Annotated in this window: 20 protein-coding genes; 10 read left to right on the top strand and 10 right to left on the bottom strand. The window is 68.7% G+C overall.

Annotation, left to right across the window (positions count from 1 at the left end):
* Positions 1 to 371: 371 nt before the first annotated feature.
* Positions 372 to 800, top strand: a complete 429-nt coding sequence (locus AB0A90_RS29790; protein ID WP_357254396.1) for a hypothetical protein — start codon at positions 372 to 374, stop codon at positions 798 to 800.
* A 6-nt stretch (positions 801 to 806) separates the two neighbouring features.
* Here AB0A90_RS29790 and AB0A90_RS29785 read toward each other — a convergent pair whose 3' ends face one another.
* From AB0A90_RS29785 to AB0A90_RS29770, 4 genes are all read right to left on the bottom strand, one after another.
* Positions 807 to 2,063, bottom strand: a complete 1,257-nt coding sequence (locus AB0A90_RS29785) for a sigma-70 family RNA polymerase sigma factor (protein WP_357254394.1) — start codon at positions 2,061 to 2,063, stop codon at positions 807 to 809.
* Positions 2,060 to 2,416, bottom strand: a complete 357-nt coding sequence (locus tag AB0A90_RS29780; protein ID WP_357254392.1) for a YciI family protein — start codon at positions 2,414 to 2,416, stop codon at positions 2,060 to 2,062. The genes AB0A90_RS29785 and AB0A90_RS29780 overlap by 4 nt, the downstream gene beginning before the upstream one ends.
* A gap of 136 nt (positions 2,417 to 2,552) precedes the next feature.
* On the bottom strand, positions 2,553 to 3,263 hold the full coding sequence (locus tag AB0A90_RS29775; RefSeq protein WP_357254391.1) for a DNA alkylation repair protein: 711 nt from the start codon (positions 3,261 to 3,263) through the stop codon (positions 2,553 to 2,555).
* A 135-nt stretch (positions 3,264 to 3,398) separates the two neighbouring features.
* On the bottom strand, positions 3,399 to 4,874 hold the full coding sequence (locus AB0A90_RS29770) for an arabinofuranosidase catalytic domain-containing protein (RefSeq protein ID WP_357254389.1): 1,476 nt from the start codon (positions 4,872 to 4,874) through the stop codon (positions 3,399 to 3,401).
* Between the two features lie 212 nt (positions 4,875 to 5,086).
* Between AB0A90_RS29770 and AB0A90_RS29765 the strand changes: the two genes are divergently transcribed.
* Positions 5,087 to 6,109, top strand: coding sequence for a LacI family DNA-binding transcriptional regulator (locus tag AB0A90_RS29765; RefSeq protein ID WP_357254387.1), 1,023 nt, complete (start codon positions 5,087 to 5,089; stop codon positions 6,107 to 6,109).
* On the opposite strand, the gene AB0A90_RS29760 is transcribed toward AB0A90_RS29765, so the two are convergent.
* The 4 genes from AB0A90_RS29760 to AB0A90_RS29745 are packed head-to-tail and all read right to left on the bottom strand — an operon-like array spanning position 6,096 to position 10,887.
* Positions 6,096 to 7,808 carry a trehalase family glycosidase gene (locus AB0A90_RS29760; protein WP_357254385.1) on the bottom strand — a complete coding sequence of 571 codons (1,713 nt, stop codon included), beginning with the start codon at positions 7,806 to 7,808 and terminating at the stop codon, positions 6,096 to 6,098. The two genes, AB0A90_RS29765 and AB0A90_RS29760, sit on opposite strands and share 14 nt — an antisense overlap.
* 32 nt (positions 7,809 to 7,840) lie before the next feature.
* Positions 7,841 to 8,665, bottom strand: coding sequence for a carbohydrate ABC transporter permease (locus AB0A90_RS29755; protein WP_357254383.1), 825 nt, complete (start codon positions 8,663 to 8,665; stop codon positions 7,841 to 7,843).
* Positions 8,662 to 9,633 (bottom strand): sugar ABC transporter permease, encoded by a 972-nt coding sequence (locus tag AB0A90_RS29750; RefSeq protein WP_357254381.1) that lies wholly within the window; start codon positions 9,631 to 9,633, stop codon positions 8,662 to 8,664. Before AB0A90_RS29750 ends, AB0A90_RS29755 begins: the two co-directional genes overlap by 4 nt.
* An 18-nt stretch (positions 9,634 to 9,651) precedes the next feature.
* A complete protein-coding gene (locus tag AB0A90_RS29745) occupies positions 9,652 to 10,887 on the bottom strand; it encodes an extracellular solute-binding protein (protein ID WP_357254379.1) in 1,236 nt (411 codons plus the stop codon).
* 300 nt (positions 10,888 to 11,187) lie between these two features.
* Here AB0A90_RS29745 and AB0A90_RS29740 point away from each other — a divergent pair, with 300 nt between their 5' ends.
* Both AB0A90_RS29740 and AB0A90_RS29735 read left to right on the top strand, forming a co-directional pair.
* Positions 11,188 to 13,023 carry an RICIN domain-containing protein gene (locus AB0A90_RS29740; RefSeq protein ID WP_357254377.1) on the top strand — a complete coding sequence of 612 codons (1,836 nt, stop codon included), beginning with the start codon at positions 11,188 to 11,190 and terminating at the stop codon, positions 13,021 to 13,023.
* 181 nt (positions 13,024 to 13,204) lie between these two features.
* Positions 13,205 to 14,809 (top strand): arabinofuranosidase catalytic domain-containing protein, encoded by a 1,605-nt coding sequence (locus AB0A90_RS29735; protein ID WP_357254375.1) that lies wholly within the window; start codon positions 13,205 to 13,207, stop codon positions 14,807 to 14,809.
* A 158-nt stretch (positions 14,810 to 14,967) separates the two neighbouring features.
* Here the strand turns inward: AB0A90_RS29735 and AB0A90_RS29730 are convergent, their stop codons facing one another.
* Complete coding sequence (locus AB0A90_RS29730; protein WP_357254373.1) at positions 14,968 to 16,314, bottom strand: PHB depolymerase family esterase; 1,347 nt, start codon at positions 16,312 to 16,314, stop codon at positions 14,968 to 14,970.
* 266 nt (positions 16,315 to 16,580) lie between these two features.
* On the opposite strand from AB0A90_RS29730, the gene AB0A90_RS29725 reads away from it, so the two are divergent.
* The 3 genes from AB0A90_RS29725 (at position 16,581) to AB0A90_RS29715 (ending at position 21,350) form a co-directional block, all read left to right on the top strand.
* On the top strand, positions 16,581 to 17,579 hold the full coding sequence (locus AB0A90_RS29725) for a PaaX family transcriptional regulator C-terminal domain-containing protein (RefSeq protein ID WP_357254371.1): 999 nt from the start codon (positions 16,581 to 16,583) through the stop codon (positions 17,577 to 17,579).
* Between the two features lie 490 nt (positions 17,580 to 18,069).
* Positions 18,070 to 19,539 carry an endo-1,4-beta-xylanase gene (locus AB0A90_RS29720; protein WP_357254369.1) on the top strand — a complete coding sequence of 490 codons (1,470 nt, stop codon included), beginning with the start codon at positions 18,070 to 18,072 and terminating at the stop codon, positions 19,537 to 19,539.
* 428 nt (positions 19,540 to 19,967) lie between these two features.
* Positions 19,968 to 21,350, top strand: coding sequence for an RICIN domain-containing protein (locus tag AB0A90_RS29715; RefSeq protein WP_357254367.1), 1,383 nt, complete (start codon positions 19,968 to 19,970; stop codon positions 21,348 to 21,350).
* An 81-nt stretch (positions 21,351 to 21,431) separates the two neighbouring features.
* On the opposite strand, the gene AB0A90_RS29710 is transcribed toward AB0A90_RS29715, so the two are convergent.
* Positions 21,432 to 22,202, bottom strand: coding sequence for a FadR/GntR family transcriptional regulator (locus AB0A90_RS29710; protein WP_357254365.1), 771 nt, complete (start codon positions 22,200 to 22,202; stop codon positions 21,432 to 21,434).
* A gap of 257 nt (positions 22,203 to 22,459) precedes the next feature.
* On the opposite strand from AB0A90_RS29710, the gene AB0A90_RS29705 reads away from it, so the two are divergent.
* Genes AB0A90_RS29705 through AB0A90_RS29695 form a run of 3 tightly spaced genes read left to right on the top strand, consistent with a single transcriptional unit; the run spans position 22,460 to position 25,423 of the window.
* A complete protein-coding gene (locus tag AB0A90_RS29705) occupies positions 22,460 to 23,611 on the top strand; it encodes an extracellular solute-binding protein (RefSeq protein ID WP_357254363.1) in 1,152 nt (383 codons plus the stop codon).
* 4 nt (positions 23,612 to 23,615) lie between these two features.
* A complete protein-coding gene (locus AB0A90_RS29700; protein ID WP_357254361.1) occupies positions 23,616 to 24,596 on the top strand; it encodes a sugar ABC transporter permease in 981 nt (326 codons plus the stop codon).
* Entirely contained in the window at positions 24,596 to 25,423 is an 828-nt protein-coding gene (locus AB0A90_RS29695; protein ID WP_357254359.1) for a carbohydrate ABC transporter permease, read from the top strand. The genes AB0A90_RS29700 and AB0A90_RS29695 overlap by 1 nt, the downstream gene beginning before the upstream one ends.

Raw genomic sequence — 25,423 nt, 5'->3', positions numbered from 1 at the left:
GGTGCCGGAATGCCGCTCCTTGGGAAGCTGGGGCATGCAGCCGGACCGAGATTGGCCGGCAACCGCGCGGTCGCCTGCAGTGGCGGAGCGGCCCGGACTGGTCACCGACTGGCAAGGGCGGCCGGAGGGCGTCGCCCTCGGCGTGCCGTTGTCGATCGACTCAGGGTGATCGGGAGCGTGCCCTGCACTCCCGCGCCAAAAGATAGCATGTCATCGATGTGGTTGCGGCCGCCGGCAGTGTGAAATCGGTGCTGACCGCGTACCGTCCAGGACGAACACCTGCGCCAGCTCGCCGACCCGTTGCGGAAGAAGTGGCCGGTCCACGTGTACGAGGCGAGGCTCGCTGACGTCCTGACGACGGAGGAAGCGAAATGAACGTGGCTACCATCGCCGGCGGCGTTGTCGCGCTCTTCATTGCTGCCGCTGCGTTCGTGAGCCTACGGGGGCGCGCTCCGGCATCCGGTGCCGTCGGTCTGCTGCTGAGACTCCTCGCCCTCGCCGCCACGGCCTGGATCGTCATTGCGCTGGCGCCGTTCACCATCGACGACAGCGGCGCTGCCGCCGGCTATCTGCTGGGCGTACCTGTGGTTGCGGCCGTCTGTCCCCTCATCGCGGACCTGGCCCACCGTGCTGTCGCCACGACCACGACGGTCGGGGCGCTGGTCATGCTGGTGTGGGCGCTCCTGCTGGGCCTCGGCATCGGTCTCTGGTTCGTCCTTCCGGCCCTGCTGCTGGGGGCGGCGGCGATAGCCGCCATGGCCAACCGGGGCGCGACGGTGCCGAGGAACCAGGATGCCTGAGGCCGGCTACGGCGCCGGAGACGCTGACCCGGGCAGATGCCGCCTGACGTCCGTCAGCCGTTCGGTGAGGAAGGCGCGCTCCACGTCGTTGTCGGTAAGGGTCAGCGCCTCTTCGTAGGCCGTTATGGCTTGGGGCCACCGCCGCAGCTGACGCAGGAAGTCGGCGCGCGAGGCGCTCAGATATCCGTAGGTGGACAGGGCCGGATCGGCGAGCATCGGCGTGAGCGCGTCGAGTCCGGCCTCGGGGCCGTCGCGCAGCCCGATCGCGACGGCGCGATTGAGGCCGACGACGGGCGAGGGCCACAGCCGGAGCAGGGTGTCGTAGAGCCTGACAATCTGGTTCCAGTCGGTGTCCGGCCAGGTTGGCGCGTCGGCGTGCACGGCAGCTATCGCGGCCTCGAGGGCGTACCGGGTCGGTGGCCGTCGGCGCAGCGCGTCGGTCAACAACGACCGTCCCTCGTCGATGAGCTGCCAGTTCCAGCGTGTGCGGTCCTGCTCGGACAGCAGCACCAGCCGCCCGTCGGCGGACACGCGGGTGTCCTGGCGTGCCGCGGTGAGCAGCAGCAGTGCCAGCAGGGCGCTGATCTCGGTGTCGGTCGGCATGAGCAGGTGCAGCATGCGAGCCAGACCGATCGCGCAGTCCACCAGGTCCTGGCGCACCAGGTGTGCGCCCACCGGTGCGGTGTGGCCGGTGGTGAAGATGAGATGGACGACCTCGAGGACGGCGCTGACCCGCTCGCCGAGTTGGTCCGGGCCCGGCACCCGGTACGGGATGCGGGCCGTGGCGATCTTCCTCTTCGCCCGGGTGATCCGGGCGGCCATGGTGGTCGGCGGCACCAGGAACGCGCGGGCCACCTCGGGGGTGGACAGCCCGCACACGAGGCGCAGGGTCAGCGCGACCTGCGCCTGCCGGGACAGCGCGGGGTGGACGCAGGTGAAGATGAGGCGCAGTCGGTCGTCGACCAGACCATCCTCGGGGCCCGGCGTCGTCTCGTCCGCGACGAGCAGTGGCATCTTGCGACGGAACACCGACTCGCGGCGCAGGACGTCCCGGGCACGGTTGCGCGCGATGGTGGTGAGCCACGCGCCCGGCCGATCGGGAATGCCACTCTCGGCCCAGGTCTCCAGGGCCTGGGCGAACGCGTCCTGGGTGCACTCCTCGGCGAGATCGAGGTCGCGGGTCAGTTGGGCGGTGGTGCTGAACACCTGGGCCCAGTCGCGGCGGTGCGCCTGCGCGACCGCCGCGACGACCGTGTCGTTCATCCGTGGTCGACCACCGGACGGATCTCCACACCGCTGTGTGCCGCGCGCACCTCGGGTAGCAGCGCCGTCAGCGACAGCACCTCGTCCAGGTCGGCCGCCTCCAACAGGTAGTAGCCTCCGAGGGCCTCCTTGGTCTCCAGGAACGGACCGTCGGTCGTGTCGAGCTGGCCGAGTGCGTCCGCGCGCAGCGAGGTGGCGGTGGGCGCCGGTTCCAGCTGGTGCCCGCCGAGGACCCGCGCGCCGGCCTCGGCCACGAACGCTATGTGGGCGGCGTCGTGCGCCTTCCACTGCTCGTCGGTCATCGCGTCCCACTGCTGCGCGTCACCGTAGATCAGGATCATGTACTTGGCCATGTCTCGTGTCCCATCGTGTGCTGGCCCCATCGGTGGTGGCCCCTACTCTGACGACGAGCCAGCGGGGCTCCGGATCGACAGCCGGGACGACATTCTCGGTCCGACGCACCGCTGACGCGTCGTTGCGCTGGCTTTGCTAGGCCGCACCGGTCAGGTACATCCGACGTCGCGGCGGCTCGAACTTCTCGATCGCGTACCGCAGCATGACCCGTGGCATGCCCCGGTAGCGCCCGGTGAGGAACTGTTCCTCCGCCGCCCGGTCACGGTTGCCCACCTCGCGCAGCATCCAACCCACCGCCTTCTGCACGAGGTCGTGCGGGTCGTGCAGGAGCTGATCACCGATCCGGAAGGTCCACTGGAAGTCGCCGGCCTTGATGAAGGCGAACGTTGCCATGATCGCGATCCGGCGGTCCCACACCAGGCCCGACGCGGCCAGCCGGTCCAGGACGCTCCGGTCCCTGTCGAGCAGCCAGGGCCCGACGATGTACGGCGCGGACGAGTCCACCAGGTCCCAGTTGTTGATGCGGTCGGTGTTGGTCAGGACGAGGTCGAAGATCCGGCCCCGCTCCTGGTCGTCGCCCTTGGCGAACTTGCGCACCAGGATGAACAACGACGTCAGCCTCTCCTCGTGCACGCCGCTGGCCAGCAGGTCCGCCGTCTCGGACAGGGGAAGGTCGCGCCAGTAGCGGGAGGCCACCTCACGCTGTTGCGGCACGGAGACGCCGATCGTGCGGTCACCCTCGCCGTACCCGCCCGGGGTCATCTGGAGGAACCGGCGCGACGCCTCCGCTCGGTGCGGGTCGGCGAGGCTGGCGAGTTCGGAGCGGATGTCGGCGGTGGTGGCCATGACTGCCCAACGTACCGGGGCAGCGGGTCGGGCCGTGGACCTTCGACCGCGATGCGGCGGGCCGTCGGCTGCCGGGCGGTGCCGCCCCCGCGGATTGCGCGGAGACGGCCCGACCGATCGGGTGGTGGCGAGGGGTCAGCTACGGGTGGACCACTGCTGGTTCTGTTGTCCGTTGCAGGCCCAGAGGAGGAGCTTGGTGCCGTTCGCGGTGCCGGCGCCGCTGGCGTCGAGGCAGAGCCCGGACTGGACGCCGGTGATGGTGCCGTTGGAGTTGATGTTCCACTGTTGGTTGGTGCCGCCGTTGCAGTCCCAGATGATCACCTGGGTGCCGTTGGTGGTGCCCCGGCCGCTGGCGTCGAGGCACTTGTTGCCGTACACCTGGAGTTGTTTGCCGGCGGTGGAGGTCCAGCGCTGGGCGGTGTTGCCGACGCAGTCCCAGAGTTGCACCTGGGTGCCGTTGGTGGTGGTGCCGTTCGGCACGTCGACGCACCGGCCGGACTGGCCGCCGACGATCTGGACGCCCTGTTGCGGGTTACCGCCACCGGCCGGTGCGTAGCCGGCGGCGGCGATGTTGGCCTGCACGGCGTCCTCGGTCGCGGCCGTCGGGTAGCCGTAGGTCAACACACCCTCGAAGAAGGTGCCCCGCCCGGTGATGCTGTTGTCGCCGCCAATGCCGAGCAGGATGGCCCCCTCCTTCTTCATCGGGTGGTAGCCGTTGGGGCGACGCCCGTCGAAGTAGGTGGTCAGGCCGCCCGACTGCGCGCTGCCGCCCCGGATCGCCCAGTGGTTCGGCTCGCCCTTGACCATGGCCGTGACGAACCGGTGGTTGATGGGCGCGATGTTGTTGTACCCCGCGTTCACCCCGGAGAACAGCCCCCACTCCAGGTCGGCCATGATCCAGGGTCCGGCGCCGGCGCCGTAGCCCCACTGCTTGTTGGCCCCGAAGTAGACGGTCTCCATGATGGCGCGCTCGTCGGCCAGGTTGTTCGTCTGCGCGTTGCCGTAGTCGAAGCAGCACCACTGGTTGTAGTGCGTGCCGTCCACGACGGCGTAGATGCCCTCGGGCTGGTCGCCGGTGGCGACGCCGTTGGTGTTGTTGTTGCGGTAGCCGGTGCCGGGGGCGATGTAGACCCCGTACGCCTTCTGACCGCCGAAGGTGATCGGTGCCGCCTTCGCGTCGGCGAGGTTGTCCCATCCGCCGGGAGCGGGCCCGACGAAGTAGCCGGGAGGCGCCTGGGTCAGGCGGTTGTTGCGGCCGGACTGGTCGTAGAGGATGGTGATGACGCAGTTGGTGTTGGCGCAGAACGAGTCCTGCGTGGCGGCGTTGACGTAGCCACCCTCGCTCAGCACACCGATGTCGCGGGTGGTGTTGTCCGAGGAGCGCCGGACCTGGTAGAGCGGGCCGTTGTACGCGCCGTACAGCGCACGGGTGGTGCTGTGCGCGGCCACGCACGGGGTGCCACCCGAGGCGTAGATGTCGCACGGTCCGGTGCCGGCGGCGCGGGCGACTCCCGGCGCGTCCGAGACCACGTAGATGCTGGCGCCGAGGGCGAGAACCAGCACGGTCCCCGCGGCGGCCATCAGGCGACGCAAGCGTCTCTTCACATTCATCGGATCCTCTCGGCGGTGTGGTGGGTGCGGTGATAAGCGACATCACACGTCACACCTTTTTACATTAATGCGCGTCCATGTATTGCGCCAGCTGCCGCAGCCCTTGCTGCTGCGGACTTCCTGACGCGGGCCTGCGATCCAGGACGGATATGCTCAGCAGCGAACAACGGTGCGTCCCCGTGTCGGGGCAATAATCGATTCGAGGGCGCGGTATGAACATCGGGGAGATCGCCCGTCGGGCGGGGGTGTCCCGCAGCACCGTGTCCTACGTGCTGAGCGGTAAGCGCACCGTGTCGGAGACGACCCGGCAGCGGATCCAGGCGGTCATCGACGAGCTGGACTACCGACCCAACGCCAGTGCCCGCGCGCTGAAGGAGGGACGCACCCGCACCCTCGGCCTGGTGATCCCCCCGGCGAGTCAGCGGCTGACCGACATGCAGTTGGGTTTCGTCGCCAGCGTCGTGGAGGCGGCCGCTCGCCACGACCTCGATGTGCTGCTGTCCCCGTCCGGTGGTGACCACGACCGGTCCTTCGAGCGGATCGTCACCGGGCGTCGGGTGGACGGCGTGGTCCTGATGGAGATCCGCCTCGCCGACGACCGCGTGACCCGCCTGACCAGGGCCGGTCTGCCGTTCGTCACGATCGGGCGGATAGCCGAGCCGCAGGACATGAGTTGGATCGACATCGACTACTCCGGGCTGATCGCCCGCTGCGTGCACCACCTGGCCGACCTGGGGCACCGGCACGTGGCGCTGGTGAACCGCTCCGCCGAGCTGGTGGCCGCGGGTTACGGCCCCAGCCATCGGGCGCTGGCCGGCTTCCGGGCGGCGGCGGTGGAGCGGGGCCTGACCGGTGTGGAGGTCTGCTGCGGCGACGACACCGCCTCCGGCGAGGCGTGCGTGGAACAGCTGCTCGTGACCCATCCCGACGTCACGGCCATCGCCACCATCAACGAGGCCGCGCTGCCCGGAATGCAGCGGGCGCTGACCGGCGCCGGCCTGTCCGTGCCCCGCGACTTCTCCGTCACCGGTGTCGCCGCCCAGCACTGGGCGGAGGACTTCCGTCCGCCGTTGACGGCCGCGGACGTGCCGATGGTCGAGATGGGCGCCGAGGCCGTGTCGCTGCTGTTGGAGAGCATCGCCGCCCCCGGCGCCGTGCCACGTCACCGGCTGTACAGCCCGCCCATCTCGTTGCGCTCCAGCACCGGTCCGGTGCGGGCTGCTACTCCTTCGTGATCCGCCGTTCCTCCTGACCGGCGGCCAGAATGAGATAGCTGCTGGCGGTCCAGGTGTACGCCCGGTCCCGGAGCCCGGCCCCGGTCTCGGCGTCGAAGTTCTCCGCGAATCCGGACTTCTCACACAGCGCCAGGAACCGTCGACCGATCTCGTCGGCGATCCTGGTCTGCCCGGCCCGCCGCAGGCCGTCCTCGACCAGGACGGTGGAGGGTGCCCAGATCGGGCCACGCCAGTAGCCGTCGGCGAGATAGTGCGCCGAGTCGACCGGCTCGGTGGCCAGCCCGTGGGTGGTCAGGTGGGTTTCGACGCCCCGGGCCAGCGTGGCGGCGACCGGAGCGGGCAGGTCGGCGCCGAGCGAGACGGGCATCAGGTCGAGCAGGCTTCGGCTCGCCCGCCGATCGCCGGTGTGCGGGTTGCGGGCGGTGAAGCGTTCGCCGTCCCACAGGTCCCGCAGCATGGCGCCGTGGATCCGGTCGGCCTCCCGGGACCACTGTTCGGCGGGCTCACCCAGCTCGGTGGCGAGGTCGGCGAGGCAGCGAAGCTGGGACACCAGGAACGCGGCGAGGTCGGCCGTCTGGAGGACTCGGTTGCCGTCGAAGGTGGTCGCGTTGTCCCAGCCGCTGTCGTTGCCGTGCTGGTAGTGGGGCAGCTCCTGGCCGGGGGCCCGGCGGGCGTCGAGCCAGAACCGGGTCCAGCGGGCCAACCGGTCGTACGTCTGCGCCAACGCCGCGCGGTCCGGTGGCTGGGGAAGGCGTCGACGCAGGTGCCGCAGGGCCCAGCCGTGGATGGGAGGCTTGACGTAGTTGTGCAGGACCTCGGAGTGCGTGACCGAGTCGGGTAGGGCGCCGGCCTCGTCCTGGTGGTCGAAGGGCAGCTGGAACTGGTGCCAGGCCAGCTCGGGCTCGCCGGCGGCCAGGGCGATCGCGTTGAAGCAGTGGTCCCAGCTCCACACCTTGTCCATCCAGTGCTTGGACATCAGGACCGCGGGCCGGGTGACGAAGCCCGCCGGGGCGACGGTGGCCGACCACAGGACGTAGGCGGCCAGCTCGGCGGCCGGCGTTTCCGCACCCCGCCACGGTGCGACGGCGTCGACGAACGCGCTGAACTCGGCGGCCCGGTCGCGGCACAGCTGGTCGAAGGGGACGGACCCGGCGTACGGGCGGCGGGCGGTGGCGTACTCCTCGATCGCGATCTCCCATGGCTGGTCACCGGGGAGGTCGACGTACCGGTCCGCGGTGCCGAGCGCCTCGACGCCGTCGGTGCGCCGGAGAGCACCGGAGAGCACGGTGATCCGGTAGCGGCGACCGGTCTCGTACGAGGTGAACACGTGGGAGCCGTCGAGCGGGTCGTGGTAGAGGTAGGTGCCGCTGAACGGGGTGAGGGTGGGCGTGGCCGCGGCCACCCGCAGGCCGAGCCGTCGGCCCCGGATCCGCAGGGTGTCCGGGCCGTCGTAGACAGCCTCGATCCGGTCGGCGCCGTTCCGCCAGGTCAGCAGCGCGGGTGTGGCGACGATCGTGGCGTCGGCCGCCGCGGGGGAGAGCCGCAGTACGGGGTGCAGCCCGGTCTGGTGGGAGACCAGGTGCAGATCGTCGGCGTACGTCTTCTCGGCGACCACCGGGGAGATGTTGAACCAGGCTCCTCGGTAGCTGAACGGGATGTCCTGGACGGGGAACTCCGGACCGGACGGGGCGACGGTCATGGGTGGCGGGTGCCTTTCTGTGGTGCGGGTGGTCAGTCCTTGACGGCGCCGGCGGTCACGCCCATCGAGACGTAGCGCTGGGCCAGGATCAGCAGCACCGCGGCGGGGATGGAGGCGACAACAGCGGTGGCCATGATGGCGTTCCACTGCTGGTTGTTGTTGCCGATGTAGTGGTAGATGCCGAGGGTGATCGGCTGGTGGTCGCCGCCGCCGGCGAGTGTCGAGGCGAAGATGAAGTCCGACCACGACCAGAGGAACGCGAACAGGGACACCGTGACGATCGAGTTGCGGCTGACCGGGAGCACGATCGACCAGAAGGTTCGCAGCCGGCCAGCGCCGTCGACCACGGCGGCCTGGAGCAGCTCGTCGGGTATGCCGGACATGAAGGCCGTGAAGATCAGCACAGCGAACGGCACCGCGAGCGTCGAGTCGGCCAGGATCAGGCCGGGCAGCGTGTTCAGGACGCCGAGACTGAGATAGATGGCGTAGAAGCCCATCGCCATGATGATGCCCGGGATCATCTGCGCGATCAGCAGGACGAAACTCAGTGCCGTGCCGCCGGGTGGCCGCAGTTTCGCCAGCGCGTACCCGGCGGGGGCGGCCAGCGCCACGGTCAGCGCCACCGTGCCGAGACCGACCAGGAAGCTGGTGCCGAGGTACGGCAACTGCTGGTCGAGCACGGCCCGGTAGCCGTCCAGCGTGCCGTTGGTCGGGAACAGGTGCGGGGGATCGGCCCGCATGTCCTGGTCCCGGGTGAACGACACATTGATCATCCAGTAGACGGGGAAGAGCATCAGCCCGGTCAGCACCAGACCGACGACGGTCTTCCACCAGACCCGAGGTGTGGAGGTGGTCATGGCAGGTTCTGCCTCCGCTGGATCCGGATGTAGACGAGCCCGGCGATCAGGGCCATCACGATGAGCAGGTTGCCGACGGCGGCACCCGGACCGAACTCGGGCAGCAGGTTGCCGAAGCCGAGTCGGTAGGACCAGGTCGCGAGCGTGGCGGAGGAGTTGGTCGGGCCACCCTTCGTCATGATCCAGATGATGTCGAAGACCTTCAGCGTGTAGATCAGCCCCAGCAGCAGCGTGATCGCGGAGACGGGGCGCAGCAGCGGAAAGGTGATCCCCCAGAACCGTTGCCAGCTCGACGCGCCGTCCAGCGCGGACGCCTCGTACATCTCGACCGGGATCGCCTGTAGCCCGCTGTACAACACCACCAGGTTGAACGGGATGCCGATCCAGATGTTCGCGATGATCACCGAGGCGAGCGACCAGCCCGGCGAGGTGAGCCAGTTGACCTGGTCGATGCCGACGACGCCGAGCGCCGCGTTGACCAACCCGGAATCGCTGTTGAGAAGCCACGACCAGGTCGAGGCCGAGACGATCAGCGGCAGCAACCACGGTACGAGGATCAACGCCCGCAACGTGCGCGACAGGGGGAAGTGCTGGTGGAAGAAGAGCGCCAGGGCCATGCCGATCGTGAACTGGAAGACCAGTGAGGCACCAGTGAAGACCAGGGTGTGCGTCAGCGTGGACCCGAAGGCCGGATCGGTCAGGACCGTCCGGTAGTTGTCGAGGCCGGCGAAGGGCGCGCCACCCTGCACGAACGACCGGACGGTGTACTCGCGCAGGCTCAACTCGAGATTGCGGTAGAGGGGGTAGGCGTAGAAGGCCACCAGGTAGAGGGTCGCCGGGGCCAGGAAGCCCCACGCCAGCCAACGGTTGGGCCGGCGGGCGCGGGACGGCGGAGGACCGGGTGGGGCGGACTTCGCCGCCTCACCCGGATCCGGTACGGCAGTGGAGCTGTGTGTCGAGGGGAGCATGGTGTCGGTTCGGCGCGGTTACCTGGTCGCGGCCTGAGCGGCGGTCAGTGCGTCCTTCGGTGACTTCCCACCGCTGAGCGCCGACTGCACCGCGGTCCACAGGGATTCCGAGATCTTCGGGTACTTCGTGCCGAGGTTGTCACCGGTGCGGCCCTTGGCTGCCCGGACCGCCTCCACCCAGACCTTGAGCTTGGGGTCGGCGGCCTGCCGATCCTGCACGGCGGCGACGGGTGCCACGTAGGACAGCGTGGTGTCGGTGGTGAGCAGGTTGTCGGCGTTGGTGAGGCAGGCGACGATCTTCTGCGACGTCTCGTACCTGTCGGTCTTCTTCTGCACCGGGATGGAGACGAACTCACCGCCGGTGGGCGCCGGCGCCGGGCCGCCCGCGCTGGCCGGGATCGCGATGGTGCCGTAGGAGAAGCCGAGCTTCTCCGCGTTGGCCAACTGCCAGGTGCCGTTCTCGGCGAACGCGAAGTCGCCGGTGGCGAACTCCTGCCAGCTCGTGGTCTGGGTGTTGTTGATGACCGAGTTCGGCGCGAGGCCCTGCTTGAGCCAGTCGGTCCAGAGCGTCAACGCGGACACGGCCTGCGGCGAGTCCAGGCTGGTCAGCTGGGCTCCCGAACCCCAGAACCAGGGCAGGAACTGGAAGCTGCCCTCCTCGGTGCCGATCGCGGAGAAGGTGATGCCCTTCTTCCCCTTGGCCTTGACCGCGTTCAGTGCCGTGGTCAGCGACGCCCAGTCCTTGATCGAGGCCGGATCGACGCCAGCGGCCTTCAGCAGGTCCTTGTTGTAGTAGAGGGCGAGCGTGTTCGCCCCGATCGGCACCCCGTACGTCTTGCCCCCGCTCTGGCCGGCGCCGAGCAGGTTCGGCGCCATGGCCGAGACGTCGAGCTTGTTGTCGTCGGTGGTGGTGAGCGCGCCGGCCTCGGCCAGTGTCGAGATGACCGGGTTGTCCACGATCAGCACGTCCGGTGAGTTGCCCTGCTGGGCGGCGAGCAGAGCCTTGTTGGTCAGGTCGGTGGTGTCGTAGCCGGTCCGCTCGACGCTCGCCGCCCCCGCCGAGGTGCCGCACTTCTTGAGCAGTGCGACCCACTCGGAGTCGGCGGCGAACTGCGGATACGGGTCCCAGACGAGGTAGGCGCCGCCGTCGCCGGGTCCGTCGCCGGACGACGATGAGCAGGCGCTGCCGGTCACCGCGGCGAGCGCTATCACGGCGACGGCGGCCAGGCGCCGTCGACGACTGAGTCCTGTCATGTGTTGCCTCACTTCAGTCGATCGTCAGGGTGGGGTGTGCGGGTTGACCGTCGCGGGTCGGACGACGTCCGACCATGAGGCGAACCGATTCGACAAATCGGTTCGCACGAAGATAGGTCCGTCGTTGCCGGCTGGTCAAGAGATGATCGGGCGTTCTGAAGGTTGCGCTGTGAAACGCCACCTTCACCGCGCCGTCACTTCATTGACATCGTTCAGTTCCTGGTCCTACGATCCCAGCGAATCGATTCGCAAGCGCAGCCCTCCGGAGAGCGTCCCCCGCGCCCCACCAAGGAGCCGCCCGTGAAAACCCCGTCCCCCGGCAGGTCAGGACGAGCGCACGCGCTCGTCGCCCGACTCGTGGTCGGCCTGCTCGCCGCCACCGCCGCCGTAACCGTCGCCGCGTCCCCGGCCCAGGCCGCCGACGAGTCGATAAGCGTCAACTTCGCCACGGACAACGGCACGCCGACCTACCGCGCGTCCGGCTGGATCTACGGCATGACCGAGAACGCCAGCGGTCCGGCCGACCACTTCTACCGAGACGTCAAGTTCCAGTCCATGCGTGCCGGTGGCGCGCAGCTGCCGGGCAGCGGCTGGGTCGGCGGCACCTACGACCGCCGGTGGAACTCCACCCTCGCCCAGGCACGTCGGACCACCGCCCTCGGCGGGAAGTTCATCATCCTTCCGCACGACCTGTGGGGTGCCGACGGCGCCGGAATCTCGCGCTTCCCCGGCGACAACGGAAACTGGACCGACTACGACAACTTCCTGACCCGGCTGATCACCGACGTCCGGGCGTCCGGGCTGAACGTGCAGTGGGACATCTGGAACGAACCCAACATCACCATCTTCTGGAACCGCCCGATCTCCCAGTACCTCGAACTGTGGCGCCGCACCTACCAGCGCCTCCGGGTGGAGTTCCCCAACCAGCTCATCGTCGGGCCGAGCTGTGCCTGCGTCCCGTCGACCAACCACGCCTTCTGGAACCAGTACCTGGACTTCGTCCGCTCGACCAACACGGTGCCGGACATCATCAGCTGGCACTCGCTGCCGGGCGACCCGGTCGCCAACGTCGCCGCCGCCAACGCCACCCTCGACCCCCGTGGCATCCCCCACCCACGGCCCTACCAGATCAACGAGTACGGCGCGCCCGACGAGCAGAACCCGGCCGACGGCGCCTGGTACATCGCGCGGCTGGAACGCGCCCGGGCCGACGGCCTGCGCGCGAACTGGGCCAGCGGAGGCAGCCTGCACAACGACCTCGGCAACCTGTTGATCCGCAACTCGGCCGGGCAGCACCAGCCCAAGGGTGAGTGGTGGAACTACCGCTACTACGCCTCCCAGACCGGACAGATCGCCGCGGTCACCCCCAGCCAGTCGTACGACGCGTTCGCCACGAAGGCGACCGGCACGGCGAAGGTCCTCATCGGCGGTGGTCGTACCACCGGGAACCTGACCGTCAACCTGCAACGCCTGGACACCACCAGCGGCATCGTGGCGAACAACCAGGTCCGGGTCCTCACCCAACGCATCCCGCACAACGGCGGCGGCGCCGTGCCGGGGCCGATCACGGTCTCGAACAGCGTGGTCAACGTGTCCAACAACAACGCCACCGTGTCCGTGCCGTACACCAACCAGACCGACACCTACACGATCACCCTGCTGCCCCCGTCGGACAATGGCTTCCAGTCGGTGGCGGTGGCCCAGCACTCCCAGCAGTGCCTCAACAACGTCGGCCTGAGCACCGCCGACGGCAACGTCCAACAGCAGAACTACTGCGACGGCGGCGACCAGCAGCTCTGGAACTTCCGTCCGGTCGCGGGCGTGGCCAACACGTACACCGTGGTCAACCAGCAGAGCGGCAAGTGCCTCGACGTCAGTGGCGTGTCCACCGCCGACGGCGCTGCCGTGCACCAGTGGACCTGCCTGAACAGCTCCAACCAGCAGTTCACTCTTCGCAAGGTGACCTACTCGGGCAACGACTCGCACGACTACCAACTCGTCGCCCGACACAGCGGCAAGTGTGTCGATGTCAGTGGCGTCTCCACGGCGGCCGGCGCACTCGTCCACCAGTGGACCTGCAAGGCGGTCAACCAGGGCGGCACCCTGAACCAGACATGGCGGATCCTGGGGCGGTAGTCGTCCCGGGGGAGGTGACGCGCTGGCTGCCCCGCCCAGCAGCCAGCGCGCCACCCGGCACCACATTCATTGACATGAATAAAACAAAGGTCATACGATTCGCTGCGATTCGCCATGCCACCACCCGCCCGTGGCGCGTCGACGATTACCCCGCACTTCCCCGACTCCGAGGAGCCACCTCGTGCGAATCCCGTCCCGCAGCGGGCCAGACACAGCCCGCGACCTCATCCCGAGACGTCAACGCGTCCGACGTCTGACCCTCCTGGCCGGTGTCCTGGCCGGGGTGCTCGTCGTCGTGGGCATCGGCGTCGGCACCACCCCCACCGGCTCGCCCTTCGCCGCCGAGGCCGCCGTGGCGGCCACCATCCAGCCGGGGCAGAGCACCCGGATCGTCGGCACGCCGTCCGGTCGCTGCCTCGAGGTGCCCAACTCCAGCACCACCAACGGCACCCAGACGCAACTCTGGGACTGCAACGGCGCCGCCGGCCAGACCTGGACCTGGACGTCGAGCAAGCAACTCCAGGTGTACGGCAACAAGTGCCTGGACGCCTCCGGCCGGGGCACCACCAACGGGACCCAGGCGATCATCTGGGACTGCAACGGCCAGAACAACCAGCAGTGGAACGTCAACAGCAACGGCACCATCACCGGCGTGCAGTCCGGGCTCTGCCTCGACGCCAACGCCGCCGCCACCGCGAACGGCACCAAGGTCATCCTCTGGGCCTGCAACGGTGGCGCCAACCAGCAGTGGGCCTCGCCGAACACGCCGCCGACCTCGGTGCCGCCGACCTCGGCACCGCCGACCAGTCCGCCGCCGAGCGGTGCGCGCCCCTGCGACATCTACGCCTCGGGCGGCACTGCGTGCGTCGCGGCGCACAGCACGACGCGGGCGCTCTACGCGGCGTACTCCGGCAACCTCTACCAGGTCCGGCGCTCGTCGGACAACACGACCCGCAACATCGGGCTGACCGGCACGGGTGGCACCGCCAACGCGGCGACGCAGGATTCCTTCTGCACCGGCACCACCTGCGTGATCACCGTGGTCTTCGACCAGTCCGGGCGCGGCAACGACCTCTGGTACCAGGGGTCGAGCGTGGTTCCGGGATCGCCGCAGAGCAGGCCGGCGATCGCGACGTCGGAGTCGCTGACCGTGGGTGGCGCCAAGGCGTACTCGCTCTACATCAACCCCGGCAACAGCTACTGGCGCGACGGGCACCTCACCGGGGTGCCGACCGGCGCCGCCCCCGAGGGCATGTACATGGTCACCAGCGGCACCCACGTCAACAACGGCTGCTGCTTCGACTACGGCAACAGCGAGACGACCCGCAAGGCCGACGCCGCCGGTGCGATGGACGCCATCAACTTCAGCAAGCAGTGCTGGTTCGGTGGCTGCTCCGGCAGCGGACCCTGGGTGCAGGCGGACCTCGAGTGGGGTCTCTTCCCCGGTGGCAGCCAGAGCTGGAACCCGAACCAGCGCGCCTTCACCAGCAAGTTCGTGACCGCGACCCTCAAGAACAACGGCACCTCCCGCTTCGCCATCAAGGGCAGCGACGCCACGTCCGGCAGCCTCTACACGCTGTACGACGGCTCGCTCCCGCCCGGCTACAGCCCGATGAAGAAGCAGGGTGCGATCATCCTGGGCAGTGGCGGTGACTGCTGCAAGCCCGACGGCGGCGCGAACCTGAGCGCCGGCACCTTCTACGAGGGGGCCATGGTCGCCGGCTACCCGTCCGACGCGACCGAGGCCGCGGTGCAGGCGAGCATCGTGAGCGCCGGCTACCGCTGACCCCGGCAGCGGCGTCTGAACGACACGTGCGCCGGTCACCACCGCGGTGGTGACCGGCGCACACCCTCGTCGACGCCCGCCGGCTCAGGCCGGCGGTCACGGCCGGCGAGGCTCCGAGGAGGTACGGGTGCGCGCCGTCCCCGGAGTGCCGTTCGGTGTCAGGCCACCGAGCAGCTCGCGCCGTCGAGCGTGAACGCGCTCGGCTTGGCGGTGTTACCGGTGTGCGTGGCCTGGAAGCCGACGGTCACCGATCCGTTGGCGGGTATGCCGGCGTTGTAGGCGACATTCCTGGCCGTCACCTGCCCCGAGTTCGGGGAGTAGGAGGCGTTCCAGCCCGAGGTGATGCTCTGCCCGCCGGGCAGGGTGAACACCAGGGACCAGCCGTTGACGGCACCGGTGCCGGTGTTGGTGACGGTGATGTTCTCGGTCAGCCCGCTGTTCCAGGCGTTGACCGTGACGGTCACCCGGCAGCCGCCGGAGTCCGGCGGCGGGGTGGTCGGGTTCGGCGGCGGGGTGGTCGGATTCGGCGGTGGGGTGGTCGGGTTGGGCGGTGGCGTCGTCGGGTTGGGCGGGCTGGTCAGGCCGAAGAACCCGATGGCGGACGCGGCCATGCCGCTGGCGGGCAGGCTGTGCCCGGCGCCCTGGATGCTGTACGCCTCGACCTGAACCGTGCCGCTGCTGTCGGCGTACCTGCGCCGGTTCCAGTTCGGCTGCGGAGTGTCGGTCGAGGTGGGTGTCTGGCTCAGCCCGAACACGTTCGTCCACTGCTCGATCGACTCCTGCAAGAGCGAGTACGGCACGAGGGTGTCGTTGGTGCCGTGCCACAACTGGATGCGCGGGCGGGGTCCGGAGTACCCGGGGTACGCCTGGCGGACCGCGTCACCCCACTGCTGCGGCGTCCGGTTCATGTTTCCGCCGGTGCACTGGCTGCTGGTGGGTGGGAAGTCGGCCGCGTTGGCGAAGCAGTTGAACGGCACCCCCATGAACGCGGCGCCGGCCTTGAACACGTCGGGATAGAGGGCCAGCATGTGGTTGGTCATCATGCCGCCGGAGGAACTGCCGGTGGCGTAGACGCGGTCCGGATCGGCGGCGTACTGCTGTTGCACGTGCCGGACCATCGAGACGATGGACACCGGGTCGCTGCCGCCGCCGCGCCGCTTGGCCGCGTCCGACCAGACGTCGAAGCAGTTGCCGAACCCGGCCTGCTGGGTGGCGGACGGGTAGATCACGATAAATCCGTAGCGGTCGGCCAGGCCGGCGAACTCGCTGCCGGAGTAGAAGCCGGGGCCGGACCCACCGCAGCCGTGCATCGCCACGATGGTCGCCGGCCGGGCCGGGCGGTTGTCCGGCACGTAGACGTGCATCCGCATCCGACCCGGGTTGTCACCGAAGCTGGTCACCTCGGTCAGCGACGCCGCGTACGCGGGTTGGATCGCGGGGACCGCCAGGCCGGCCGCCAGCAGCGGCACGGCCAGGGTGAGCAGCAGTTTCCTTCTGATTCTCAACGGACGACTCCTTCGATTGCCTGTGCAGGCTGTGGATGGCCGCACGATCTGCCTCGCGGGGATGCCCGAGGCCCGCGGTGATCGCGCGATGCCCGCTACCGGTGGCTCGCCCTGCCCGACTCCGGACCACATCGCGTGGCGATTAGTGTTCTCCTCGGACCAACAAGTGTCAATCGAAGCTCTTCTATCGCCTGTCGACCGCGACGCTCGTTCGGCGGTATTCCGTCTACAGTCGTCACACCGTCCCTGAAGAGCACGGAGCGCCTGTGGCAAGCCCGTTCGACATCGACGAGATCTATCCCGACGACGGAGACCAACCGCTCCGGCTGCCCCGGCGGCAGGTCGGCAACTCGCCGCAGGGCGTGGCGGTGACCCTGCTGGCTGATTACACCCTGCGGACTCGTGCCGCGATCCCGTCCGCCGCCATCGTCGCGCTGCTCGCGGAGACCGGGGTGAGCGCGGCCGGCGCGCGTACCGCGATCAGCCGACTGGCCCGTCGCGGCGTCCTGGAGGGCAGCCGACGTGGGCGGCGCAGCTCCTACCGACTCAGCCGCGCCGCCGCTGTCAACCTCTCCGCCGGCGGCCACTGGATCCTCGCCTCGACCAGCTCGACCGTGCCCTGGGACGGGTGCTGGACGATCGTCGCGTTCTCGCTGCCGCAGGACCGGAGTGCCCAGCGCCGGGCCCTTCGTGCCCAACTGCGGTGGCTCGGATACGCGCCGTTGTACGACGGACTGTGGATCTCGCCGGACGAGCTGACCCCTGCCGCTCGTACCCAGCTCGACCAGCTCACCCTCGGTGCCGTCACGGTGTTCCGCGGACGGCAGACCGCGATCGAGTCCGCCATCCACCGCGCCCCGATCGAGGCCTGGGACATCACCGAGATCGGCCGGAGCTACCAGGCGTTCCTTGCGCACTGGACGGCGGTGTTGCCGCGGGTGGCGGCGGGGGAGATCGACGGAGCGGCCGCGGTGCGGGCCCGGACCGAGGTGATGGACACCTTCCGGCGCTTCCCCGTCCTCGATCCGCAGCTGCCCCTGGAACTCCTGCCGAAGAACTGGCTGCGGAGGCCGGCGCGGGAGTTGTTCGAGGCCGTCTACGACGGCCTGGCGGCACCTGCCGAGCGGCACGTCCGGGCTGTCGTCTCGCGGTTCACCGACCACGAGCCGCCCGGCATCGAGGCCCACACCACCGCCGACATCCTCGCCGGAGTACGCCCCGACGAGGACCCGGCGGGTCCGGCGCACGGCGCAGCCGTCTGCTGACGGTGGGTCATGCTCCGTTGTGCTGTGAGCGATAACAGTTTCACCGGGATACTCGCGTCGGCGAGGGGGTCGCGACGCGCATCAGCCCCTGGCCAGGGCTGCGCACCGGGCGGCGCTGAGGAGGCAGGCATCGGCGGAGGTCAGCCCCCACGGTATCGATCCGGGCGTATGTTACGTCTTGACGAACGGCATGTTATCGCTCACCCTCGATATTGAGGACGCCAGCGATGGTTCACCGGGCGAGCCGCTGTCGCACCTCACGATCACGACGTCCCTCAGGGCATGCGGACGTCGATCAAGCGCCCTCGGCAGCGCTTTCAGCCCGCCGGACGACAGGTGTCAGTGCGCTCACCGACGCCGTCGACACCGACCGCGCCGCCGCCAACCCGCTCCGTGCGCGTCGTGATCAGGACCAGCCCTCCCGGACCGACTCTGGCAAGAAAGTGGCACGTCACCACCACCATTGCGACCACCACTGAGAAGGAACGACATGAAACCCAAGAGAACTCTGCTGGCGGCGGCGTCCCTCGCCGTCGCACTCACCGCGGGCATGACGGCGGTGCTCGCCCCCACGGCCAGCGGCGCCGGCACGACCCTGAAGGCGGCGGCGGCCGAGAAGGGCCGTTACTTCGGTGCGGCCGTCGCGGGGCAAAAGCTTTCCGACAATCAGTACGTGACGATTCTGAACCGCGAGTTCAACAGTGTCGTGGCCGAGAACGACATGAAGTGGGACGCGACCGAGCCGCAGCAGGGTCGGTTCAACTACACCGGTGGTGACCGGTTGGTCGCGCACGCGCAGGCCAATGGTCAGAGTGTGCGGGGCCATGCGCTGTTGTGGTATCAGCAGCAGCCGGGTTGGGCGCAGAACATGTCGGGCAGCGCGTTGCGCAGCGCGATGATGAACCACGTCACGCAGGTCGCGACCCACTTCAAGGGCAAGATCCATTCGTGGGACGTGGTGAACGAGGCGTTCGCCGACGGTAACAGTGGTGCGCGGCGTGACTCGAACCTGCAGCGCACGGGTAACGACTGGATCGAGGCGGCGTTTAGGGCGGCGCGGGCGGCGGATCCGGGTGCGAAGTTGTGTTACAACGACTACAACACCGACGGGATCAACGCGAAGTCGACGGGTATCTACAACATGGTGCGGGACTTCAAGTCCCGTGGTGTGCCGATCGACTGTGTGGGGTTCCAGTCGCACCTGGGCACGTCGTTGTCCAGTGACTACCAGGCCAATCTGCAGCGTTTCGCCGATCTCGGTGTGGACGTGCAGATCACCGAGCTGGACGTGATGACCGGCGGCAACCAGGCCAGCATCTACGCCGGGGTCACTCGGGCCTGCCTGGCCGTTGCGCGCTGCACGGGCATCACCACGTGGGGTGTGCGCGACAGCGACTCCTGGCGCGGCGACGACAACGCCCTGCTCTTCGACCGGTCGGGCAACAAGAAGGCGGCGTACAACTCCGTCCTGGACACCCTCAACTCCGGCTCGACCACGCCCACCACGCCCCCGCCGGGCACCGGGGTGGACACCAGCGCCTGGTACGTGTTGCTCAACCGCAACAGCGGTAAGGCGCTCGACCTGTACGCCTCGGCCACCAACGACGGTGCCCGGATCAGCCAGTGGTCACGGAACAACGGCACCAACCAGCAGTGGCAGTTCACCGACTCCGGCGGTGGCTTCTACCGGGTGAAGTCCCGGCTCTCGGGCAAGGTCCTCGATGTCAGCGGCCGCTCGACCGCCGACGGCGGTGCGATCGTGCAGTGGTCCGACAACAACGGCACCAACCAGCAGTTCCGGCTCGCCGAGTCGAGCGGCGGCTATGTGCGGCTGATCAACCGCAACAGCAACAAGGCCGTCGAGGTGCAGGGCTCGTCCACCGCCGACGGGGGCAACATCGTGCAGTACGCCGACTGGGGCGGCAACAACCAGCAGTGGCAACTCGTCCGCATCGGATGACGACAGTCATGAACTAGCGGGACACCGTAGCGGCCCGCCCCATCCATCGGGGCGGGCCGCTACGACCGTCAGCGAACCTCGTCCATCGACTGTGAGCGATAACAGGACAGGCGTCAGGTCGTCCCGGGCCGCCGAGGCTGTGGGTTTCCGCCAGCTACCCGAGCCCCTGCTGGCGGCCGTGGTGGCCGTCTCGGACAGCGGTTCCGATAGACGTCGGTCGTTTGACGTATGACGTCGTTAGCGCTAATTTTCCACCCGCGGGCGGCGCGGCGGCAAGGTCGATCGCTGGCCTGACCGGGCACCTGTTCCGGCGGCCGCATCCCGCCTGCGCACCCCCGACGTGCCGACGCCACCACCAGACGCTGGCACACCCCCAGTCCACGCGCGGGCCTTCTGCTCGTGGGTGACCCCGATCGAAGGAGTGGACCATGAAGTCCATCGGTGAGGTTCGTTCCGCCTCTCCACCGAGACGTCGTTGGCGGTCAGGGTTGGCCGCCGCGGCGGCCGCGATCATGGCGGCCGGCACACTCGTCGCGGTCAACGCGGCACCCGCGGCGGCGGCGACAGTGGACACCAACGCCTGGTACGCCCTGGTGAACCGCAACAGCGGCAAGGCGCTGGATCTGGTCTCCTCGGCCACCACCGACGGCGCCCGGATCAGCCAGTGGACGCGGAACAGCGGCGCGAACCAGCAGTGGCAGTTCGTGGACTCCGGCGGCGGCTTCTACCGGCTGAAGTCCCGGCACTCCGGCAAGGTGCTCGACGTCAGCGGCTTCTCCACCGCCGACGGCGGAGCGATCGTGCAGTGGTCCGACCTCAACGGGACGAACCAGCAGTTCCGGCTGGCCGACTCGGACGGCGGCTACGTCCGGCTGATCAACCGCAACAGCAACAAGGCCGTTGAGGTGCAGGGCGCATCCACCGCCGACGGCGCCAACATCGTGCAGTACGCCGACTGGAACGGCACCAACCAGCAGTGGCAACTCGTAAGAGTCGACGGCAGCAACCCGCCGTCGGGTGGCAGCGGGTGCGGCAAGGCACCGACGCTGGCCAGCGGCACGCACACGATCCAGAGCAATGGCAAGACCCGCACCTTCATCCTGCGGGTACCCGCCAACTACAACAACAGCAACCCCTACCGGCTGATCTTCGCGTTCCACTGGCGCGGCGGCACGATGCAGGAGATCGCCTCCGGCGGCACCAGCGGGACCCCGTGGTCCTACTACGGGCAGCAGGAGCAGTCGAACAACAGCGCGATCCTGGTCGCGCCCCAGGGGTTCGGCAACGGCTGGGGCAACGCCGGTGGTGAGGACATCGTCTTCGTCGACGACATGATCAGCCGGATCGAGAGCAGCCTCTGCGTCAACCCGAGGCAGCGGTTCGCCCTCGGCTTCAGCTGGGGTGGCGGCATGAGCTACGCCGTCGCCTGCGCGCGGGCCAACGTCTTCCGCGCCGTCGCGGTCATCTCCGGTGGGCAGATCAGCGGTTGCAGTGGCGGTACGCAGCCCATCGCCTACTTCGGGCTGCACGGCATCTCGGACAACGTCCTGGGCATCTCCGGTGGCCGGGCGTTGCGCGACACGTTCGTCCGGAACAACGGCTGCACCGCGCAGAGCCCGCGTGAGCCGGCGGCCGGCAGCCGCACGCACGTCACCACCACGTACTCGGGCTGCCGTTCCGGTTACCCGGTGCAGTGGGCCGCGTACGACAACGGTCACATGCCCGGTCCGGTCGACGGCACCTATGCCGAGAGCGGCATCACGACCTGGACCAAGGGTGAGATCTGGAGGTTCTTCGCCCAGTTCTCCTGACCCGCGTTGCCGACCTGGTCGGCCGCTGGCGGCGCCTGCCCCCGTAGCCCGGGGGTGGGCGCCGCTTCGTCGTTCGGCCGGTCAGCGTTGCAGACGAACCGGCTTGCCGGAACCGCTGCGGCGGACCAGCCAGGCCTCGGTGATGTGGGTGAACATCGCCGCGGCGGCACCCTCGGAGTCGTGCGCCGCGATGCGCTCGTAGATGCGCCGGTGGCCCCGGTTGGACGCCACGCACAGGGAGCGCTCGGTCCGGCCCATGTAACGGGCGGTGTTGATGACCTGACTCTCCAGTGCCCGCACGACGCCGCGAGCGATGCGGTTCCCGGACGTCTGCATGATCGCGTCGTGGAAGGCCCGGTCATGCTCGTGGTAGGTGACGTGGTCGTCGACGAGCTGGTCCATCCGGTCGACCATGGCGCTCAGCCGGTCGATGGTCTGCGCGTCGGCGAGCCGGGCGGCGACGTTCGCCATGTCGGATTCCAGCACGCGCCGGGTGACGACGAGATCGTCGAGGATGGCGAGGCTGTCGTCCTGGGCGATGGTGGCCCCGAGGACGAGTTCGTCGAGCATGTCCCACTGCGCCGCGGGGGTGACCATGGTGCCGGCGCCCTGACGCACCTGCACCAGCCCCTTCTCCTGCAGGATCTTGACCGCCTCCCGGACGACGGTCCGGCTCACCGAGAAGGTCTCGCAGAGGATCGGCTCGGGCGGTAGGGACGTCCCGGACGGGTGTACGCCGCGTACGATGCGCTCCACCAGTTCGGCGGTGACCGCTCGGGCCAGGTTGGTCGGTCGACGCACCCATGCCGGTGTCACCGGGCTGTTCAGGGCCGTCTCCTGCGATGGCGTCATGTCCCCTCCGAAAGGCTCGCCGTGGCACGACGTCTGGCTCAGTGTACGGCTGAGTATTGACGTCACACGTCATACGAGTTACGTTCCGGGCAACATTGGCACGGCGGCGCGTCCGCCGGCCACCCCACTTTCTGAGGTGACAACTGATGAGACAGCGCGCAATATGGTCGGCCGTCCTCGTTGTGGGCCTGGCCCTGGCCGGTTGTGGAAGTGCTAGCGATTCGAGTTCGTCAAGCGGGTCGGACAGCAAGCTCGTCGTGTGGGACTGGAAGTCCGGCGAGCCGTTCGCCAAATCCTATCTGGACAAGGCTAAGGCCGACTTCAAGAAGAAGCACGCAAAGGTCGAGGTCGAGTTCGTAGCGCAGCCCTTCGACCAGTACTACACGCTGCTCGGTGCGGCGATCCAGTCCGGCAAGGGCCCGGACGTCATGCTGTTCAACGGTGGCGGCCAGATCCGCGACCGCGTTGACGCGCTGGTGCCGATCACCGACTACGTGGCCGAGGACAAGCAGCGGTTGGCCGGTTGGGAGGCGTTCAGCAAGGACGGCAAGGTCTACGCCGCCCCGGTGACCCTCCAGGGCTACCCGATCTACTACAACAAGGAGGTCTACCGCAAGGCCGGCCTCGACCCGGCGACCCCGGCCGCCACCTGGGACAAGTTCGTCGCCGACTGCGCCGCCATCTCCAAGGCCGGCTCCAAGTGCTTCGCCCTCGGCAACAAGGAGGGCGTTGGCATCCAGTTCTGGCTCTCCAGCCTGGGCTCGACCACCCTCACCGCCGCGGAGTACGACGCCTGGATCGCCGGCAAGCGCGACTGGAACTCCCCCAACGTCAAGCGGATCTTCCAGACCTGGAAGGAGTCCGGCGACAAGAAGATGAACAGCGACGGGGCCAACTCGACCGCCATGTTCAACGACTCGTTCGCGCTCTTCCAGTCCGGTAAGGCCGCGCACGTCATGGGTCTGATGTCGGACGTGGGGCACTGGCAGGACTTCAACGAGTTCCTCACCCCGGAGAAGCTCGGCGTCATGAAGGCCCCGGTCGTCACCGCTGGCACCACCCCGAGCCTCCCGTACGACGGTGGCATCGGCTACGCGGTCGCCAAGTGGACGAAGGACCCCAAGGTGGCCGCCGACCTGGTGCGCTCCCTGAGCTCGGCCGACGCGTTGAAGGCCTTCTACGCCGACGCCGGCGCGATCGCCGCCGACACCACCATCGACGTGTCCGCGGGCGGGCCCGCGGTCTCCACGATCGTCGGCGAGCTGAAGAGTGGCAAGCCCGCGCTGCACGTCGCGCTCTCCTCGAAGACGCTCGACCTGATGGGCCGCCTCTCCCAGCAACTGCTCAGCGGTTCGATCACCGTCGACGAGGTGGTGAAGCAGTTGGCCGCTTCCGACCAGGCGGGCTGACCTCGTGTCAATTGGAAACACGCAACCGTCGGTCCGTCTGGCTCAGGCCGGACGGGCCGGCGGGGCGGGGCCCACCCCCGCCGCCCATCGGCATGGTGCGCAGTCTCGTCGCACCCGCGGCGGTCTGCGGGCCGAACGCTTCGCCCCCTACGTCCTCGTCGCTCCGGCCATCCTGATCATCGTGGTGCTGCGGCTCTATCCGCTGCTCCTCGGCGTCAACTTCTCCTTCACCGGCGACGGTGCGCAAAACGGGACGGCTGTCGGATTCGGCAACTACCGCGAGCTGTTCCACGACCCGCTGTTCCGGACCGCGCTGAGCAACGTCGGGCTGCTGGTGCTGTTGCTCCCGGTGGCGGTGGCCATCCCCGGCCTGCTCGCGACGTTCATCTACCTGCGGGTGCCCGGCCACCGCTTCTACCGCAGCGTGTACTTCTTCCCCGCGGTGCTCTCGCCGGTCATCGTCGGCGCGATCTTCAACCTGCTGCTCGCCTTCGACGGCCCTCTCAACGCCATCCTCGGGTCGTTCGGCATCACTCCGGTGGACTGGCTCGGTGACCCGGACCTGGCGATGTTCATGGTGGTGGGCGTGCACATCTGGGCCACCTTCGGGATGGCCCTGGTGGTGTTCCTCTCCGGCTTCGCCACGCTGGACCCCGCGCTGCTGGACGCCGCCCGCGTCGATGGGGCGTCGCTGCGCCAGGTGGTCTGGCACGTGATCGTTCCGGCCCTCTCGCGCACCATCCAGTTCGTCTTCGTGACCACGATGATCGGGATGCTGACCTCGATGTTCGGGCTGCTCTACATCATGACCAGCGGGGGGCCGGAGGGGTCGACGTACCTGCCGGAGTTCTACATCTGGAAGCAGCAGGGCCAGATGAACCGTCCCGCTCTCGCGTCGGCCGCGTCGACGATCCTCTTCATGATCATGCTCGTGGTGGGGCTGTTGCAGATCAAGCTGCTCGAACGATCCGGAAAGGAGGATTGATGTCTCGGGCCCGCCTGGGATGGTGGCTGATCGCCATCCCCATGTCACTGCTCGCGCTGGCGACGATCTACCCGCTGCTCTTCACCGCCAACGTCGCGATGAAGACCCGCCGTGACTACATCCTCGACCGGTTCTCCCTGACCGACGCCCTGCGCTGGGAGAACATCAGCACGGCGTGGAACAGCGTCGGCATGGGCCGCTACTTCGTCAACTCGCTGCTCGTGGTGACGGTGTCGGTGCTCCTGCTGCTGCTGCTCGGGTCGATGGCCGGCTTCGCGCTGAGCCAACTGCGGTTCCGTGGCTCGTCGGCGTTGTTCCTGGGTTGCCTCGCGGGGCTCTTCATCCCGTTCCAGGTGATCATGGTGCCGCTGTCCCGGATCATGGCCGACGCGGGGCTGATCGACACGTACCCCGGTCTGATCCTCGTCTACGTGGCCCAGTTCCTGCCCTTCACCGTGTTCCTGATGACGAGCTACTACCGGGGCATCCCACCGGAGATCGTCGACGCGGCCCGGATCGACGGCAACACCGTGTACGGCGTGTACCGCCGGATCATGTTGCCGCTGGGCAGGCCGGCACTGCTGTCGGTCGGCATCCTCAACGCCCTGTTCTGCTGGAACGACGTCCTCATGGCGCTGGTGATGATGCCCTCGGCCGATCACCGGACGCTCATGATCGGGGTGACCTCCCTGCGGGGGCAGTACTCCGACAACATTCCCACCTTCGCCTCCGGGGTGCTGATCGCCGCCATTCCCGTCCTGTTGGTTTACCTGTTCCTCCAGCGCCAAATTGCCGACGGTGTAGCCGCCGGTTCCACGAAGGGTTGA

The sequence above is a fragment of the Micromonospora sp. NPDC049204 genome (genome assembly GCF_040647935.1).
Taxonomy (GTDB): Bacteria; Actinomycetota; Actinomycetes; order Mycobacteriales; family Micromonosporaceae; genus Micromonospora.
The sequence above is the reverse complement of the archived record's forward strand: the minus strand, read 5'-3'. Positions and strand labels throughout refer to the sequence as shown.